The organism is Streptomyces sp. NPDC028722, assembly GCF_040637655.1.
Lineage (GTDB): Bacteria > Actinomycetota > Actinomycetes > Streptomycetales > Streptomycetaceae > Streptomyces.
In genome coordinates, this window is record NZ_JBEZWU010000007.1 from 153,485 (window position 1) to 168,341 (window position 14,857).

13 protein-coding genes are annotated in these 14,857 nt (G+C 73.1%); 6 read left to right on the top strand and 7 right to left on the bottom strand.

Translation table 11 applies throughout. The features are described from left to right. Positions 1–413 precede the first annotated feature (413 nt). Positions 414–1,469, bottom strand: coding sequence for a LacI family DNA-binding transcriptional regulator (locus tag AB0F03_RS13990; RefSeq protein ID WP_361990385.1), 1,056 nt, complete (start codon positions 1,467–1,469; stop codon positions 414–416). Between the two features lie 311 nt (positions 1,470–1,780). On the opposite strand from AB0F03_RS13990, the gene AB0F03_RS13995 reads away from it, so the two are divergent. The 4 genes from AB0F03_RS13995 (at position 1,781) to AB0F03_RS14010 (ending at position 6,571) form a co-directional block, all read left to right on the top strand. Then, complete coding sequence (locus AB0F03_RS13995) at positions 1,781–3,109, top strand: ABC transporter substrate-binding protein (protein ID WP_361990387.1); 1,329 nt, start codon at positions 1,781–1,783, stop codon at positions 3,107–3,109. Then, the gene (locus AB0F03_RS14000; RefSeq protein WP_356823804.1) at positions 3,106–4,131 is read left to right on the top strand and encodes a sugar ABC transporter permease; all 1,026 of its coding nucleotides are present in this window, start codon (positions 3,106–3,108) and stop codon (positions 4,129–4,131) included. The genes AB0F03_RS13995 and AB0F03_RS14000 overlap by 4 nt, the downstream gene beginning before the upstream one ends. Continuing rightward, positions 4,128–5,024: a carbohydrate ABC transporter permease gene (locus AB0F03_RS14005; protein ID WP_361990391.1), complete on the top strand. Its 897-nt coding sequence runs from the start codon at positions 4,128–4,130 to the stop codon at positions 5,022–5,024. Before AB0F03_RS14000 ends, AB0F03_RS14005 begins: the two co-directional genes overlap by 4 nt. Positions 5,025–5,137: 113 nt before the next feature. Further along, entirely contained in the window at positions 5,138–6,571 is a 1,434-nt protein-coding gene (locus AB0F03_RS14010; protein ID WP_361990394.1) for a GH1 family beta-glucosidase, read from the top strand. Between the two features lie 79 nt (positions 6,572–6,650). On the opposite strand, the gene AB0F03_RS14015 is transcribed toward AB0F03_RS14010, so the two are convergent. From AB0F03_RS14015 to AB0F03_RS14025, 3 genes are all read right to left on the bottom strand, one after another. Further along, positions 6,651–8,093 (bottom strand): cellulose binding domain-containing protein, encoded by a 1,443-nt coding sequence (locus AB0F03_RS14015; protein WP_361990397.1) that lies wholly within the window; start codon positions 8,091–8,093, stop codon positions 6,651–6,653. A gap of 134 nt (positions 8,094–8,227) precedes the next feature. Continuing rightward, positions 8,228–9,631: a HAMP domain-containing sensor histidine kinase gene (locus AB0F03_RS14020; RefSeq protein ID WP_361990400.1), complete on the bottom strand. Its 1,404-nt coding sequence runs from the start codon at positions 9,629–9,631 to the stop codon at positions 8,228–8,230. Further along, complete coding sequence (locus tag AB0F03_RS14025; protein WP_361990403.1) at positions 9,628–10,335, bottom strand: response regulator transcription factor; 708 nt, start codon at positions 10,333–10,335, stop codon at positions 9,628–9,630. The genes AB0F03_RS14020 and AB0F03_RS14025 overlap by 4 nt, the downstream gene beginning before the upstream one ends. A gap of 99 nt (positions 10,336–10,434) precedes the next feature. Here AB0F03_RS14025 and AB0F03_RS14030 point away from each other — a divergent pair, with 99 nt between their 5' ends. Continuing rightward, the gene (locus AB0F03_RS14030; protein WP_361990406.1) at positions 10,435–10,965 is read left to right on the top strand and encodes a hypothetical protein; all 531 of its coding nucleotides are present in this window, start codon (positions 10,435–10,437) and stop codon (positions 10,963–10,965) included. A 40-nt stretch (positions 10,966–11,005) separates the two neighbouring features. On the opposite strand, the gene AB0F03_RS14035 is transcribed toward AB0F03_RS14030, so the two are convergent. After that, positions 11,006–11,875, bottom strand: coding sequence for a fused MFS/spermidine synthase (locus AB0F03_RS14035; protein ID WP_361990409.1), 870 nt, complete (start codon positions 11,873–11,875; stop codon positions 11,006–11,008). A gap of 34 nt (positions 11,876–11,909) precedes the next feature. Continuing rightward, positions 11,910–12,305: a hypothetical protein gene (locus tag AB0F03_RS14040; protein WP_361990412.1), complete on the bottom strand. Its 396-nt coding sequence runs from the start codon at positions 12,303–12,305 to the stop codon at positions 11,910–11,912. A 276-nt stretch (positions 12,306–12,581) separates the two neighbouring features. Between AB0F03_RS14040 and AB0F03_RS14045 the strand changes: the two genes are divergently transcribed. After that, a complete protein-coding gene (locus AB0F03_RS14045) occupies positions 12,582–14,054 on the top strand; it encodes a hypothetical protein (protein WP_361990415.1) in 1,473 nt (490 codons plus the stop codon). A 140-nt stretch (positions 14,055–14,194) separates the two neighbouring features. Here AB0F03_RS14045 and AB0F03_RS14050 read toward each other — a convergent pair whose 3' ends face one another. After that, positions 14,195–14,791: a histidine phosphatase family protein gene (locus AB0F03_RS14050; protein WP_361990418.1), complete on the bottom strand. Its 597-nt coding sequence runs from the start codon at positions 14,789–14,791 to the stop codon at positions 14,195–14,197. Positions 14,792–14,857 lie beyond the last annotated feature (66 nt).

Genomic DNA, 14,857 nt, shown 5'->3' on the forward strand with positions numbered 1-14,857 from the left:
CGGCACGCCCGTCGCCGGTCACGCACGTCGCCGGGCGCCCCGGTCGCCGCGGCGCTGCGTGCCGTACGCCAGAGCGCAGGCCCCCCGCGTCCGCCGCCGCGGCGTACATCGCGTCGTTCATGCGGCCGGTCAGCGACACCGGCGCTCGTCGCCCGTTGCGGACGCACCCGCCCCGCCGCTGGGGCCCCGCGCCGCAAGGCCCTGCGTCCCCGGCGCTGTGAACCCGTGCCGAAGGCGGTACGTCCCGGCGCTCCGGGCCCGCGACGGACGGCGGACGTCCCGGTCGGGACGCGTCACGGCGTGCCCGTGTCACCAGCCGTCGGCACGACCGCCCCAGCACCCCTGACGTGCGTCACGAGAACGCCCGCCGCATCACTGCCCTCGGCACGACCGCCCGGCACCGCTGACGCGCGTCACGACGAGGCCCGTGTCACCAGTTCCGTCGGCAGGACCGCCTGGCGGCGGTCCAGGCCACGGGACGCGGCCGGGCGGCGGTCGGCGATGTCCGTGAGGAGCAGGTCGATCATGGCGCGGCCCATCTCCTCGATGGGCTGGCGGACGCTCGTCATGGGCGGGTCCATGTGCCGGGCGATGGCCGAGTCGTCGTACCCGACCAGGGCGATGTCGTCGGGGATGCGGCGGCCCGCCTCCCGCAGCACCTGCCGGGCGCCCGCGGCCATCACGTCCGAGCCGGCGAAGACCGCGTCGAGGTCGGGGTGCCGGTCGAGCAGGACCGTCATCGCGCGCCGGCCGCCCTCCTCCGTGAAGTCGCCCGTCTCGATGAGCCGTTCGTCCGCCGCGTGGCCCGCGTCGCGCAGGGCCGCGCGATAGCCGTCGACGCGCCGCTGGGCGCCGTAGACGTCCAGCCGTCCGGTGATGTGCGCGATCCGGCGGCGGCCCCGGCTCACCAGGTGCTCCACGGCCGAGCGGGCCCCGCCGTAGTTGTCGGAGTCCACCGAGGTGAGCGTCTCGGCAGCCGAGCGCGGGCCGCTGATCACGGCCGGGATCTCCAGCTGGGCCAGCAGGTCGGGGAGCGGGTCGTCGGCGTGGACCGAGACCAGCAGCACACCGTCGACGCGGTGGGCCGCGAGGTACTGGGCGAGGCGCCGGCGCTCCCGGTCGCTGCCGGCGAATATCAGCACCAGCTGCATCTCGGTGTCGGAGAGTTCGGAGCCGACCCCGCGCAGCATGTCCGAGAAGTAGGGTTCGGCGAAGAACCGGGTCTCCGGCTCGGGGACGACGAGCGCGATGGCGTCGGTGCGGTTGGCCGCGAGGGCGCGGGCGGCGGTGTTGGGGACGTAGCCGAGTTCGGCGACGGCCGCCTCGACCGCGGCGCGGGTGGCGTCGCTGACCCGGGGCGAGCCGTTGATCACCCGGGAGGCCGTGCCGCGTCCGACCCCGGCCCGGGCGGCGACCTCTTCGAGCGTGGGCCGTCCCCCGCCCCGGCCCCGCCCTCCGTGGCTTGCCATGGCTCCGCCTCTCTCGACAGCAATTCCGGCTGGCTGGAATCTAACAGTCCTGGCCAGAGCGACGAGCGGCAGCGGGCGCCCGGCGCGGCCCAGTTAACACTCCGATAACTGAACGCATTCCTCCGCGTCCGGTCCCTTGACACCCCGCTCGGAAGCGACGACTCTTCAACTCATCACTCGTGGGAGCGCTCCCACAGTACCTGACACCTACATATCCCGCACGTTCCCCGCCCGAGCCGCAGCGAGTACGAACGGGCCCGATTCCATGCAGTTGGCCGGGGGGTCGGCACGTCAGGCAACAGGAGGACGACATGCGCACGAGCATCCGCCGGTCACATCGGTTCATGGCCTTCGCGGCCGTGGCCGCACTGACCACGGGGCTGCTGGCCGGCTGCGCCAACGACTCGAACGACGGCTCGTCGGACAACTCGGGTGGCGACGGCAGTGGCAAGGGCAAGATCACGCTGACCATCGGGACCTTCGGCGTCTTCGGCTACAAGCAGGCCGGCCTCTACGACGAGTACACGAAGCTGCATCCGGACATCAGCATCAAGGAGAACGTCACCACCCGTACCGACGTGTACTGGCCGAAGGTGCTCACCCGTCTCCAGGCGGGCTCCGGCACGGACGACGTCCAGGCCATCGAGGTCGGCAACATCACCGAGGCCGTGCAGACCCAGGCGAACAAGTTCGTCGACCTCGGCAAGGAGGTCGACAAGTCGCAGTGGCTGGACTGGAAGGTCGCGCAGGCCACCACGAAGGACGGCAGGACCATCGGGCTCGGCACCGACATCGGGCCGATGGCCATCTGCTACCGCAAGGACCTGTTCCAGAAGGCCGGGCTGGAGACGGACCGCACCAAGCTGGCCGCCCAGTGGAAGGGCGACTGGGCCAAGTACGTCGACCTGGGCAAGAAGTTCATGAAGAAGGCGCCCAATGGCGCGAAGTTCGTGGACTCCGCGTCCTCCGTCTACAACGCCGCCCTCGGCGGCGGTGCCACCCGGTACTACGACAAGGACGGCAACGTCGTCTGGGACAGGTCCCAGGGTGTGAAGAAGGCCTGGGACGCCGCGATGACGGTCGCCACCAGCGACATGTCGGCGAAGCTGAAGCAGTTCGACAAGCCGTGGGACCAGGGCTTCGCGAACGGCTCCTTCGCGAGCGTGGCCTGCCCGGCCTGGATGATGGGCTACATCGAGCAGAAGTCCGGTGACGCGGGCAAGGGCAACTGGGACGTGGCGGCGGCGCCCACCGCGGCCAACTGGGGCGGCTCCTTCCTCGGCGTGCCGACGGCGGGCAAGCACCAGAAGGAGGCCATCGCCCTGGCGAAGTGGCTGACCGCGCCGGAGCAGCAGGCGAAGGTCTTCGCCAAGCAGGCCAGCTTCCCGTCCACCCCGTCGGCCTACGCGAGCCTGAAGCCGGCCGCGGACACGACGGCGTACTTCTCGAACGCGCCGATCACGCAGATCTTCTCCGACTCGGCGAAGACGATCCCGACGCAGTACTTCGGCATCAAGGACCAGCCCATCAACACCGCGCTGACCGACGTGGGCATCCTCCAGGTCGAGCAGAAGGGCAAGTCGCCCGAGCAGGGCTGGGACGCCGCGAGGAACGAGATCAAGGACGTGCTCGGCCAGTGAGCAGCTCCAAGCAGGCACTCGCGCATCCCGCGTCGAGCGCCGAGGCCGCGCCCGGCACCCCGCCGGGCGCGGCCCGGGGCGCTCGCGGTCGCGGCGCGCCGGCGGGCGCCGACTCCTGGCGCAGCCGGTTCTACCGCTGGGACACGAAGGCGGCGCCGTACGCCTTCGTCGCCCCCTTCTTCGTGCTCTTCGGGGCCTTCTCCCTGATACCGCTGCTCTACACGGCCTGGTACTCGCTGCACGACGTGCAGCTGTCCTCGCTGGACCACCAGACCTGGGCGGGCCTGGACAACTACCGGAACCTGTTGTCCTCGGACTTCTTCTGGAACGCCCTGAAGAACACGTTCAGCATCGGCTTGATCTCGACCGTGCCGCAGCTCCTTGCCGCGCTCGGGCTCGCGCACCTGCTGAACTACAAGCTGCGCGGTTCCACCATGTGGCGCGTGGTGATGCTGACCCCGTACGCCACCTCGGTGGCCGCGGCGACCCTGGTGTTCACGCTGCTGTACTCGTGGGACGGCGGCATGGTCAACTGGGTCCTGCACTTCTTCGGGGTGGACCCGGTCAACTGGCGTGAGTCGGACTGGGGTTCGCAGTTCGCGGTGTCCTCGATCGTGATCTGGCGGTGGACCGGCTACAACGCGCTGATCTATCTGGCGGCGATGCAGGCCATCCCGGCCGACCTGTACGAGTCGGCGGCGATCGACGGCGCGAACCGCTGGCAGCAGTTCCGGCACGTGACGGTCCCGCAGCTGCGGCCGACGATCCTGTTCACGGTCGTCGTCTCCACCATCGGCGCGACCCAGCTCTTCGGCGAGCCGCTGCTGTTCGGCGGGGTCAGCGGCTCCAAGGGCGGCTCCGAGCACCAGTACCAGACGCTCGGTCTGTACATGTACGACCAGGGCTGGATCATCGGCAACCTCGGGAAGGCGTCCGCGATCGCCTGGTCGATGTTCCTGCTCCTGCTGATCATCGCCGCGGTCAACCTGCTGCTCACCCGACGGCTGAGGAAGTCCCAATGAGCCAACTGACCATCCCCCGGGCCGGGCGCCGGGAAGGAAAGGCGCCGCGGCAGCGCGGTCGCATGGGCGCCGGCAAGCAGCTGCACGCGGGCCCGGTGACGTACCTCGTGCTGGCCGTGTTCGCGCTGGTCTCGCTGGCCCCGCTGGTGTGGACGGCGATCGCGGCCTCCCGCACCGACCGGCGGCTGGCCCAGACCCCGCCACCGCTGTGGTTCGGCGGCAACCTGTTCCGCAATCTGGAGGCGGCCTGGGACCAGGCCGGGCTCGGCACCGCGATGCTCAACTCGGTGATCGTGGCGGGCACGATCACCGTGAGCACGGTGCTGTTCTCCACACTGGCCGGGTTCGCCTTCGCCAAACTGCGGTTCCGGTTCTCCGGCGTGCTGCTGCTGCTGACCATCGGCACCATGATGATCCCGCCGCAGCTGGCCGTCGTACCGCTGTATCTGTGGATGTCGAATCTGGGCTGGTCCAACCAGCTCCAGACGGTGATCCTGCCGAGCCTGGTGACCGCGTTCGGCACGTTCTTCATGCGGCAGTACCTGGTGCAGGCGCTGCCCACCGAGCTGATCGAGGCGGCCCGGGTGGACGGGGCGAGCAGCCTGCGGATCGTCTGGCACGTCGTCTTCCCGGCCGCGCGGCCGGCGATGGCGGTGCTCGGTCTGCTGACGTTCGTGTTCGCCTGGAACGACTTCCTGTGGCCGATCATCGCCCTGACCCAGCAGAACCCGACCGTGCAGGTCGCCCTGAACTCGCTCGGCACCGGTTACGTCCCCGACCAGGCGGTGATCATGGCGGGCGCGCTGCTGGGCACGCTGCCGCTGCTGATCGCCTTCCTGCTGTTCGGCAAGCAGATCGTGGGCGGGATCATGCAGGGCGCGATCAAGGGCTGATCCGCCCGCACGACTGTGCCCGCACGACCTCCCGGGGGCCGGGTCACCGCCGTCCCGGCCCCTTCTTCCCCCTCATCCGTCGGCCCTTTCCGACCGTCAATGGGAGCGCTTCCATGCCTGACTCCGTTCCGTCGTCCGTGACCTTCCCGCCCGCCTTCCTCTGGGGCGCAGCGACCTCGGCGTACCAGATCGAGGGGGCGGTGCGGGAGGACGGCCGCACCCCCTCGATCTGGGACACGTTCAGCCATACGCCGGGCAAGACGGCCGGCGGCGAGACGGGGGACGTCGCGGTCGACCACTACCACCGCTACCGCGACGACGTGGCGCTGATGGCGGAGCTGGGCCTGAACGCCTACCGCTTCTCCGTCTCGTGGTCCCGGGTGCAGCCCACGGGCCGCGGGCCGGCGGTCCAGCGGGGCCTGGACTTCTACCGCCGGCTGGTCGACGAGCTGCTGGCGGCCGGCATCAAGCCGGCGGTCACCCTCTACCACTGGGACCTGCCGCAGGAGCTGGAGGACGCGGGCGGCTGGCCGGAGCGGGACACCGCGTTCCGGTTCGCCGAGTACGCGCAGCTCGTCGGCGAGGCGCTCGGCGACCGGGTGGAACAGTGGATCACCCTCAACGAGCCCTGGTGCAGCGCCTTCCTGGGCTACGCCTCCGGGGTGCACGCCCCCGGCCGCACCGACCCGGCGGCCTCCCTGCGCGCGGCCCACCACCTCAACCTGGGGCACGGCCTGGCGGCCTCGGCCCTGCGGTCGGCCATGCCGGCCCGCAACCAGATCGCGATCAGCCTCAACTCCTCGGTCGTACGGCCCCTCACGCAGGACCCGGCCGACCTGACGGCGGCCCGCCGCATCGACGACCTCGCCAACGGCGTCTTCCACGGCCCGATGCTGCACGGCGCGTACCCGGAGACGCTGCTCGCCGCGACCGCCTCGGTCACCGACTGGTCGTACGTCCTCGACGGCGACGTCCGTACGATCAACGCGCCGCTGGACGCCCTCGGCCTCAACTACTACACGCCGGCGCTGGTCTCGGCCGTCTCCGGGGACGTCAAGGGTCCCCGGGCGGACGGCCACGGCACGAGCGACCACTCCCCCTGGCCCGCCGCCGACGACATCCTCTTCCACCAGACCCCCGGCGAGCGCACGGAGATGGGCTGGACGATCGACCCGACGGGCCTGTACGACCTGTTGATGCGCTACTCGCGCGAGGCCCCCGGGCTCCCGCTCTACATCACCGAGAACGGCGCGGCCTACGACGACAAGCCCGACCCCGAGGGCCGCGTCCACGACCCCGAGCGCATCGCCTACCTCCGCGGCCACCTCGCGGAGGTACGGCACGCCATCACCGACGGCGCCGATGTGCGCGGCTACTTCCTGTGGTCACTGATGGACAACTTCGAGTGGTCCTACGGCTACGGCAAGCGGTTCGGCGCGGTGTACGTGGACTACGCGACGCTGGAGCGCACCCCGAAGTCCAGCGCGCGGTGGTACGGGGAGGCGGCGCGGACCGGGACGCTGCCGTCGGTGGAGTCCCTGGCCTGACCGTCCCGGGCGCGGCCCGTCGTGGGGGCGGGCCGCGCCCGGGGATGCCGGCCGGGGGTGGCAGGGTGCCGGCCGGGTGCTACTTGTACGCGCCGAACGCCTTGGCGAACGCGTTCGTGTCCTGGCTGATGGAGCTGCACGTGGCGTCGGCGGTGGACTTGGGACCGCCGGCGCACTGCTGGTCGCGGGTCGCGGACCACATGGAGAGCCAGCCGATCCCCTTGGACCTGGCGAAGTCCACCAGTTGGGTGGCGTCCTCGACCTTGAAGACCTCGGAGGAGACGTCGTTGACGCCGATCATCGGGGTGACCGCGACGGCCTTCCAGGCGGCGGAGTCGGACAGCCCCAGCACGCTCTTGATCTGCGCCTGCGTGGCGGTGGCGGCCTGCTCGGCATAGGTGCCCATGTCGCCGCTGTACGAGGGGCCGTAGTCCATCGCCATGATGTTGACGGTGTTGATCCTGACGCCGTTGGCCTTGGCGTCGGACAGCAGGTTCACGCCGTCCTGGGTGAGGCCCTCGGGCATCACCGGGAGGGTGAAGGAGACGTCCAGGCCGGGGTGCTGGGCCTGGAGCTTGGCGATGGCCTGGGCGCGGCGGGTGTTGGCCGCGGTGTTGGGCAGCGCGCCGCCCTCGACGTCGAAGTCGACCTTGGTCAGTTTGAACGCGTCGACCACCTTGCCGTACGCCGTCGCCAGCGCGTCCGCAGAGGAGCAGGTGGTGGCCAGCTCGGAGCCGGAGGCGCCGCCGAAGGAGACGCGGACGTCACCGCCCTTGGCGCGCAGCGAGCCGATCTGCGCGGCCACGGCGTCGCTGTTGACGTCGGTCACACCGCCCCACTTGGGGGTGCAGCCGCCGCCGTCGTTGACGAAGGCGAGGTTGTAGTTCTTCACGCCGGTCGCGTCGACGGCGCCGAGGAGGTCGAAGGCCGGGTAGAGGGAGGTGTCGACGTAGGGGGCGAAGCCGGCGTCGGAAGTGGTGCCGGTTCCGGTGCCGCCGGTGGGGGTGGGCGTGGACGCGGGGGTCGACGCGGTCGGGGTCGGGGTGGGGGCCGGGGTGGTCTGCGTGGGCCGGCCGCTCGGCTCGGGGGTGGGGCCGCCGTCCGCGGAACACTGGGCGTCGTCGATCCGGCAGCCCGTCGGGTCACCGCTGCCGTCGACCACGAAGCCGACGGTCACCGACTTGCCGGGGGCCAGGCCGTCGGTGTCCCACGCGGCCGGCTTCACGGTGACGTGCTGACCGGTCACGCTGGACCGGGCGTTCCACAGGGAGCCGAGCTTGGCGCCCGCCGGGAGGTCGAACTCCAGTGTCCAGGTCTTCTCGGTCCGGCCGGTGGTGTTGGTGACGACGTACTGGGCGGAGTACCCGGTGGACCAGTCACTGGTCCGGGTGTAGGCGGCGTTGACCGCGGCCGCGTTGGCGGTGCCGGTGAGCAGGACCGCGCCGCCGCCGATCACCGCGGCGGCCACCAGTCCGCCTATCGCCTTGTTCCTGCCGCTGATCCTGCGCCGGTGCGTGCTCATGCGCGTGCCTGCCTCTACTGCTCACGGGGGGGTCACAGGGCTTTCCCGACCTGTGGTGATGCGGCAGCACGCTAGCGGGCCCGATTCGGACAATTGGCTTGTTCGGGGCGGTGGTTGCCGGGTTTATGGCGCGCTTAAGGAAGCGATCGGGAACGATTAATGGTCGGGACCAGCCGACGCGGCCGGCGCCGGCGCACCGCTCCCCGGTGACCCCGGCCCGCCGGTGCCCGCCCGTCCAGCTGGAGCCGGATCCGCACCTCGGTGCCGCCCAGGACCGAGCCGCCGATGCGGACGTCGCCGCCGGTGGACTCGGCCAGCCGGCGCACGATGTCCAGGCCGAGGCCGGTGGAGCCGGCGTTCCCGGAGCCCCGGCCGCGGGCCATCGCCGCCTCCGGGTCGGGTATGCCCCCGCCCGCGTCCGAGACCAGCACGATCACCGCGTCGTCACCGTTGTGCACGTCGACGGCGAAGGCGGCGCCCTCGGGGGTGTGCCGGAAGACGTTGCCGAGCAGGGCGTCGAGGGCGGCGGCCAGGTCGGCGCGGGCCACGGGCACCCGGACCGGCCGGTCGGCGCCGGCCACCCGCCACTTCCGGCCCTCGTCCTCGGCCAGCGCGGACCAGAACTCCATGCGCTCCCGCACCACCGCGGCCACGTCGCACCCGCCGCCGGGCCCGGCGGCGGCCGTCTGGGGCTTGGCCTGGCGGGCCGTGCGGATGATGGTGTCGACCTCGTGCTCCAGCTGGGCGACGGCCGCCCGGGTCTGCTCGGCGGCCGGACCGGCGCCCAGGGAGGCGGCGTTGAGCCGGAGGACGGTGAGCGGGGTGCGCAGCCGGTGCGAGAGGTCGGCCGCCAGCTCGCGCTCGTTGGCGAGGAGCTGGACCACCTGGTCGGCCATGGCGTTGAACGCGACGGCGGCGAGCCGCAGTTCGGTCGGGCCGTCCTCCGGCACCCGGGCGCCCAGCTTGCCCTCGCCCAGCTCGTGCGCGCCCTCGACCAGGCGCCGCGCGGGCCGCACCATGCGCACCCCGAGCCGGTCGGCGACCGCGACCGAGCCGACGATCAGCGCGAGGCCGACGGCCGCGAGCACCGCCCAGGCCGTGCCGACGCCGTTGGTCACCTCGGCCTCGGGGACGTACACCTCGACCACGGCGATCGCGCCGGAACCGAGCGCGACCGGCTGGAGCAGGACGGAGCCGCCCGGCACGGAGCCGATGGAGGCGCGGCCGAGTCCGCGCACGGCCTGGATGTCGCGGCCGGGGGCGCGCTGCGGGCCGACGTCGAGCGCGGCCCGGCCGCCGTCGGCGGGCAGGTGCACGGCCATCCCGGAGCCGGCGCCGGCCGAGGCCACCACCCGCTCCAGCTCGTCCCGGTCGGTGGTGATGGACAGGGCGGGCGCGACCGCGGCGGCCTCCCGCTCGGCGCCCGCGAAGGCGCGGTCGCGGGCCATCTCCTTGACGACCAGGCCGAGCGGCACGGCGAACGCGACCACGACCATCGTGGTGACCGCCAGGCAGACCTTGACCAGGGCCCATCTCATCGCGGCGCCTCCCCGGCCACCGGGGGTTCGAGCTTCACGCCGACCCCGCGCAGGGTGTGCAGATAACGCGGCCGGGCCGCCGTCTCCCCCAGTTTCCGGCGCAGCCAGGACAGATGGACGTCGATGGTCTGGTCGTCGCCGTAGGACTGCTGCCAGACCTCGGCGAGGAGTTCCCGGCGGGCGACGACGACACCGGGCCGGCCGGCCAGGAAGGCGAGCAGGTCGAACTCGCGGCGGGTCAGGTCGAGCCGGACGCCGTCCAGTTCGGCCTGGCGGCGCAGCGGGTCGACGGTGAGTCCGCCCACGCGGAGCACATCGGAGGGCGGGGGTTCCGCGCCGGCGGAGCGGGCCCGGCGCAGCACGGCGGCCATGCGGGCGGAGAGGTGCTCGACGGAGAACGGCTTGACGAGGTAGTCGTCCGCCCCGGCGTTGAGCAGCCGGACGATCTCCGTCTCGTCGTCCCGCGCGGTGGCGATGATGACGGGCACGTCGGTGATGCCGCGCAGCATCTTCAGGGCCTCGGAGCCGTCCAGGTCGGGCAGTCCTAGGTCCAGGACGACCAGGTCGAAGCGGAGCTGGGCGACCTCGCGCAGCGCCTCCAGCGCCGTGCCGACACTGCGCACGGTGTGTGCGGCGTCGGTCAGGTGCCGGATGAGCGCCGAGCGTACGAACTGGTCGTCCTCGACCACGAGAACACTTGCCATGCGCCGCACCGTACGCCATGCGGACCGCGCCCGGCGGGTGCCTGTGGACAACCCGCGACAGGTGCGTACGGCCGTCCCCCTGGGGCAGTATGGCCCGCGATGCGCAGAGGACTCGTACACGTACTGGCGTGGCTGCTCGCGACGGGAGCGGCGGTCACGCTGTCGTGGTGGGGCGTGCACACGGTGATGGCGGGGACGGCGTACGAGCCGCCGCGGGCCCTGCCGGTCGCGGCGGCCGGCGCGGCCACCCGGCGCCCGGAGTCACCGGCCCCGGAGCCGCCGGCCTCACCGACCGCCCCGCCGTCGCCGTCCGGGAGTCCGTCGTCCGGGCCGCCGGCGGCCACGCCCTCGCGGACGCCGGCCCCCGCGACCGGCTCCGCCTCCCCCACCGTCGCGGCATCCGCCACCGGCCGGGTCAGGGCCTACGACACCGACGGCGGCCGGGCGGTCTTCGACCTGGGCACCTCGAGCGCGACCCTCGTGTCGGCGACCCCGGGGACCGGCTGGTCGATGCAGGTGTGGAAGACGACGGCGTGGATCCGGGTGGAGTTCGCCCGGGGCGCGGACCGGGTGTCGGTGTTCTGCACCTGGCACGACGGCCCGCCACGGGTCGAGATCGGAACCTACTGACCGGCCGGCCGGGCTCCCGGCCGGCCCTGGGCGCGGAGTTCTACCGGAACACCGAGGGCGGCGGGGCCGGGGAGGCCACCGCGGCCTCGTCCGTCACGGGTACCGCGCCACCGGTGAAGTCGGTGAGCCGGGGCCCGTGTTCGACCCGGGCGGAGTGCGGGTCGGAGGCGGCGCGCCGGGTGAGTTCCGCGAGCGGCAGCGGCAGGTCGGAGGCGACCAGGACGGCGTTGCCGAAGCGTTTGCCGCGCAGGACGGCCGGGTCGGCGATGAGCGCGAGTTCGCCGAACCGGGCGGCCGCGGTGGCGATCTGGCCGCGCAGGTGCGCGAGCGGCGGGCCGTCGGCGAGGTTGGCGGCGTAGACGCCGGAGGGCTTCAGCGCGCGGCGGACCTCGTCCAGGAACTCGGTGGAGGTGAGGTGGGCGGGGGTGCGGGCGCCGCTGAAGACGTCGGCGACGACCAGGTCGGCCCAGCCGTCCGGCACCTTGGCGAGTCCCGCGCGGGCGTCCGTCGCCCGCACCCGGATGCGGGCCTGGGGGTCGAGGGGCAGTTCGCGCCGGACCAGCTGGACCAGGCTAGCGTCCCGTTCGACGACCTGCTGGGTGGAGCGGGGCCGGGTCGCGGCGACGTACCGGGCGAGGGTGAAGGCGCCGCCGCCGAGGTGCACGGCGTGCACGGGTCTGCCGGGCGGGGCGGCGAGGTCGATGACGTGGCCGATGCGGCGCTGGTACTCGAAGGACAGGTGGGCGGGATCGTCCAGGTCGACGTGCGACTGGGGTGCCCCGTCGATCAGCAGCGTCCACGCGCGGGCGCGGTCCGGGTCGGGTACGAGCCGCGCGAGCCCGCCGTCGACCGGTTCCTCGACGGCCCCGGCGGGGGCCGACCCGCGGCGTGTGATTCTCGACCTGCCCATCCGTCCATTTTCGCAGCTGCCGCGGGCCGCCGTGTCACCGGCGGCTGTCGGCCGCCTCGATCAGCCGGGCCGCCTCCCCGAGAGCCCGGCGCAACTGAGCCGGGTCGGTGGCCAGGTCGGCCTCGCCGGGGGGCAGCAGCCAGTCCGCGCCCGCGACGGGCGGCTCGGGGGCCAGGCGCAGTCCGCGCCCGTCCGTCTCGGTGCAGGTGCTGCCCGGCACGTCCCAGCCGGCCGCCGTACCGGCCGGCACCACGAAACCGAGGGTGCCGCAGCCGTCGTCGTGCAGGACGGGCCCCACCGCGTCGCAGGCGCCGCGGCGCAGGATGTCGACCGCCTCCAAGCCCTGCCGGGCCGGTACCGTCACGAGGTCGCACCCCTCCTCGGACGGCGGCGCCGACATCCGGGGGTCCTTGCTCTGGCTGCTCTCCATGCCGGCCTCCACCACACAGCCCACTCGCGGTCCATGGAGTCCAACGCGTGAGCGCGTCAACGGCTACGGCACAAGTGCGCCGCAAAGGATGGCACTTCATGGCAGATCGCGTGCGAGATGCCCGTTTTATAGCTAAACGCCGTACAGGCGGTCCCGCACAGCGGGTACGTTCAGGCCCGCCGGACTCAGGACGTCACACGGACATCCCGTCCCGCGGACCGCCCCCGGGGCCGGCACGGTTCGACGCTTCCACGGTTCGCACGAGAGGACCCGGTCATGACGTCGTCCACGGTGACCTCGTCACAGCCCGAACGGCCACCCCGGCCGAACCTCGCCTTCCGGCGGCTGCGCGGCCGGCGCTCACCCGCCGAGTTCGCGGCGCTGGTCCGGCGGGCGGCGCGCGAGATCGGTGAGCGGGTGAGCTGTGACGCGCGCTACGTCGGCCGGGTCGAGGCGGGCGAGATCCGCTGCCCCAACTACGCGTACGAACGGGTGTTCCTGCACATGTTCCCCGGCCGCACGCTGACCGACCTCGGTTTCGCGCCCCGTTCGGCCGTCCGCGGACGCGCGGCGCGTACGGCCGTGGAGGCGCGCGCGGTGCCGGATGAGACGCGCGGGGCCTGCGGTCCGTATGACACACAGAACCCGCACGAACAGGCCCGCCCGGACCCCCCGGACGACCCGCACGAACCGTACGAGAACGACCCCTGGAACCACGAGGAGAGCGACGTGCTGCGTCGCGCGTTCATGACCGGCACCGGCGCCTCGGTGGCCGCTGCCACACTGGCCCCGCTGGGGCTCACCACCGGTGCCGCGGCAACCGGGCGGCCGTCCCGCCGCGTCGGCATCCCCGAGGCGGCCGCCCTGGAGGAGGCCGTCCGCCGCATCCGGCTGCTCGACGACCGGCACGGCGCGGACGGCCTCTACCGGCGCGCGGCGGCTCCGCTGCGCGCGGCGTACGCGCTGCTGGACGCCGGCGCGACCCGGCAGACGACCACCGACCGGTTGCACGCGGGAGCCGGGGAACTCGCCATCTCCGTGGGCTGGCTGGCCCACGACTCCGGCCGCTTCGACGACGCCCGCTCGCACTATGCCGAGGCGCTGGCGACGGCACGCATGACCGGCGACCCGGGGCTGGAGGCGCACGCCTTCTGCAACACCGCGTTCCTGGCCCGGGACGCCGGCCGCCCCCGGGAGGCGGTCCGGGCCGCGCAGGCCGCGCAGCGCGCCGGCCGTGCCCTGGGCTCCGACCGGCTGATGTCCCTGCTCGCGCTGCGCGAGGCGGGCGGCTGGGCGGGGCTCGCCGACCGCACCGGCTGCGAGCAGGCGCTGGCCCGCGCACAGACCCTCTTCGCGCGGGGCCGCTCGGACGCCGACCCCGAGTGGATGAGCTTCTACGGCGAGGCCGAACTGGAGGGGCTGGAAGCGCAGTGCTGGTCCACCCTGGGCGACTGGCGGCGGGCGTCGCGGCACGCGCGGCGCGCGGCGCGGCTCCAGGATCCGCACTTCACCCGCAACATCGCGCTCTACACGGCGGAACTGGCCGACGACCTGGCCCACGAGGGCCGTCCCGACGAGGCCGCCGAGGCGGGGCTGCGGGTACTGGGCCTGCTGGACCAGGTCCAGTCCTCCCGCATCCAGACGATGCTGGCGGCCACGGCCCGGGCCCTGCTCCCGCACCGCCGCGCGCCGGGCGTCCCGGACTTCCTGAACCGTCACGCGTCGCTGCCGCGAACCGGCCGGGCGTAGGACCCGGCCGCCGGACCGGGGAGCACATCCGGGCGGGCGTGCCCCGAGGCGTACGTCACCGCGCGCCGCCCCGGCCGCCGGCTCCGGCGGGGGCACCCGGTGCTGAGAGCTACGTCACCCGGCCGGTCCGGTGGCGGGCGTCAGACCGCCATATGGCCCACGTCGTTCCAGGTCTCGATCGCCGGTTCGCCGTAGGCCCAGCTCAGTACGGACAGTGACGTCGGGTTCAGTCGTATCCGGGCGGCGAAGTCCAGGGGCAGGCCCAGCCACCGCGCTCCGATCGAGCGCAGGATGTGCCCGTGGGCGAAGACCAGCACGTCCCGGTCGGCCGAGCGCGCCCAGGACACCACCTCGTCCGCGCGCGCGGACACCTCGGCCGGGGTTTCGCCCTCCGGGACGCCGTCCCGCCAGATCAGCCACCCGGGCCGGACGGCCTGGATCTCGGCGGGGGTCATGCCCTCGTACGCGCCGTAGTCCCACTCCATGAGCGGGTCCCACACCGTGGCACGGTCACCGAAACCGGCCAGTTCGCACGTCTCGCGCGCGCGGGACAGCGGGCTGGTGCGCACCTCCGCGTCCGCCAGTCCGTCCAGCGGAGCGCGGTGCAGCCGCTCGCCGAGCAGCTTGGCCCCGCGCCGGCCCTCCTCCAGCAACGGCACGTCGGTCCTGCCGGTGTGCTTGCCGGACAGCGACCAGGCCGTCTGTCCGTGCCGGGCCAGCAGGATGCGCGGTGCCATGGGAGACCTTCCGGGACGGTGGCGCCGACACGGACGCCACGGAAAAAACGTGTGCATGCGGTCCCT

What these genes read in the sequence shown, in the direction of transcription:
- AB0F03_RS13990 (WP_361990385.1), bottom strand. Translation starts at nt 1,469, where the DNA reads ATGGCAAGCCACGGAGGGCGGGGCCGGGGCGGGGGACGGCCCACGCTC.
- AB0F03_RS13995 (WP_361990387.1), top strand. Translation starts at nt 1,781, where the DNA reads ATGCGCACGAGCATCCGCCGGTCACATCGGTTCATGGCCTTCGCGGCC.
- AB0F03_RS14005 (WP_361990391.1), top strand. Translation starts at nt 4,128, where the DNA reads ATGAGCCAACTGACCATCCCCCGGGCCGGGCGCCGGGAAGGAAAGGCG.
- AB0F03_RS14010 (WP_361990394.1), top strand. Translation starts at nt 5,138, where the DNA reads ATGCCTGACTCCGTTCCGTCGTCCGTGACCTTCCCGCCCGCCTTCCTC.
- AB0F03_RS14015 (WP_361990397.1), bottom strand. Translation starts at nt 8,093, where the DNA reads ATGAGCACGCACCGGCGCAGGATCAGCGGCAGGAACAAGGCGATAGGC.
- AB0F03_RS14020 (WP_361990400.1), bottom strand. Translation starts at nt 9,631, where the DNA reads ATGAGATGGGCCCTGGTCAAGGTCTGCCTGGCGGTCACCACGATGGTC.
- AB0F03_RS14025 (WP_361990403.1), bottom strand. Translation starts at nt 10,335, where the DNA reads ATGGCAAGTGTTCTCGTGGTCGAGGACGACCAGTTCGTACGCTCGGCG.
- AB0F03_RS14030 (WP_361990406.1), top strand. Translation starts at nt 10,435, where the DNA reads ATGCGCAGAGGACTCGTACACGTACTGGCGTGGCTGCTCGCGACGGGA.
- AB0F03_RS14035 (WP_361990409.1), bottom strand. Translation starts at nt 11,875, where the DNA reads ATGGGCAGGTCGAGAATCACACGCCGCGGGTCGGCCCCCGCCGGGGCC.
- AB0F03_RS14040 (WP_361990412.1), bottom strand. Translation starts at nt 12,305, where the DNA reads ATGGAGAGCAGCCAGAGCAAGGACCCCCGGATGTCGGCGCCGCCGTCC.
- AB0F03_RS14045 (WP_361990415.1), top strand. Translation starts at nt 12,582, where the DNA reads ATGACGTCGTCCACGGTGACCTCGTCACAGCCCGAACGGCCACCCCGG.
- AB0F03_RS14050 (WP_361990418.1), bottom strand. Translation starts at nt 14,791, where the DNA reads ATGGCACCGCGCATCCTGCTGGCCCGGCACGGACAGACGGCCTGGTCG.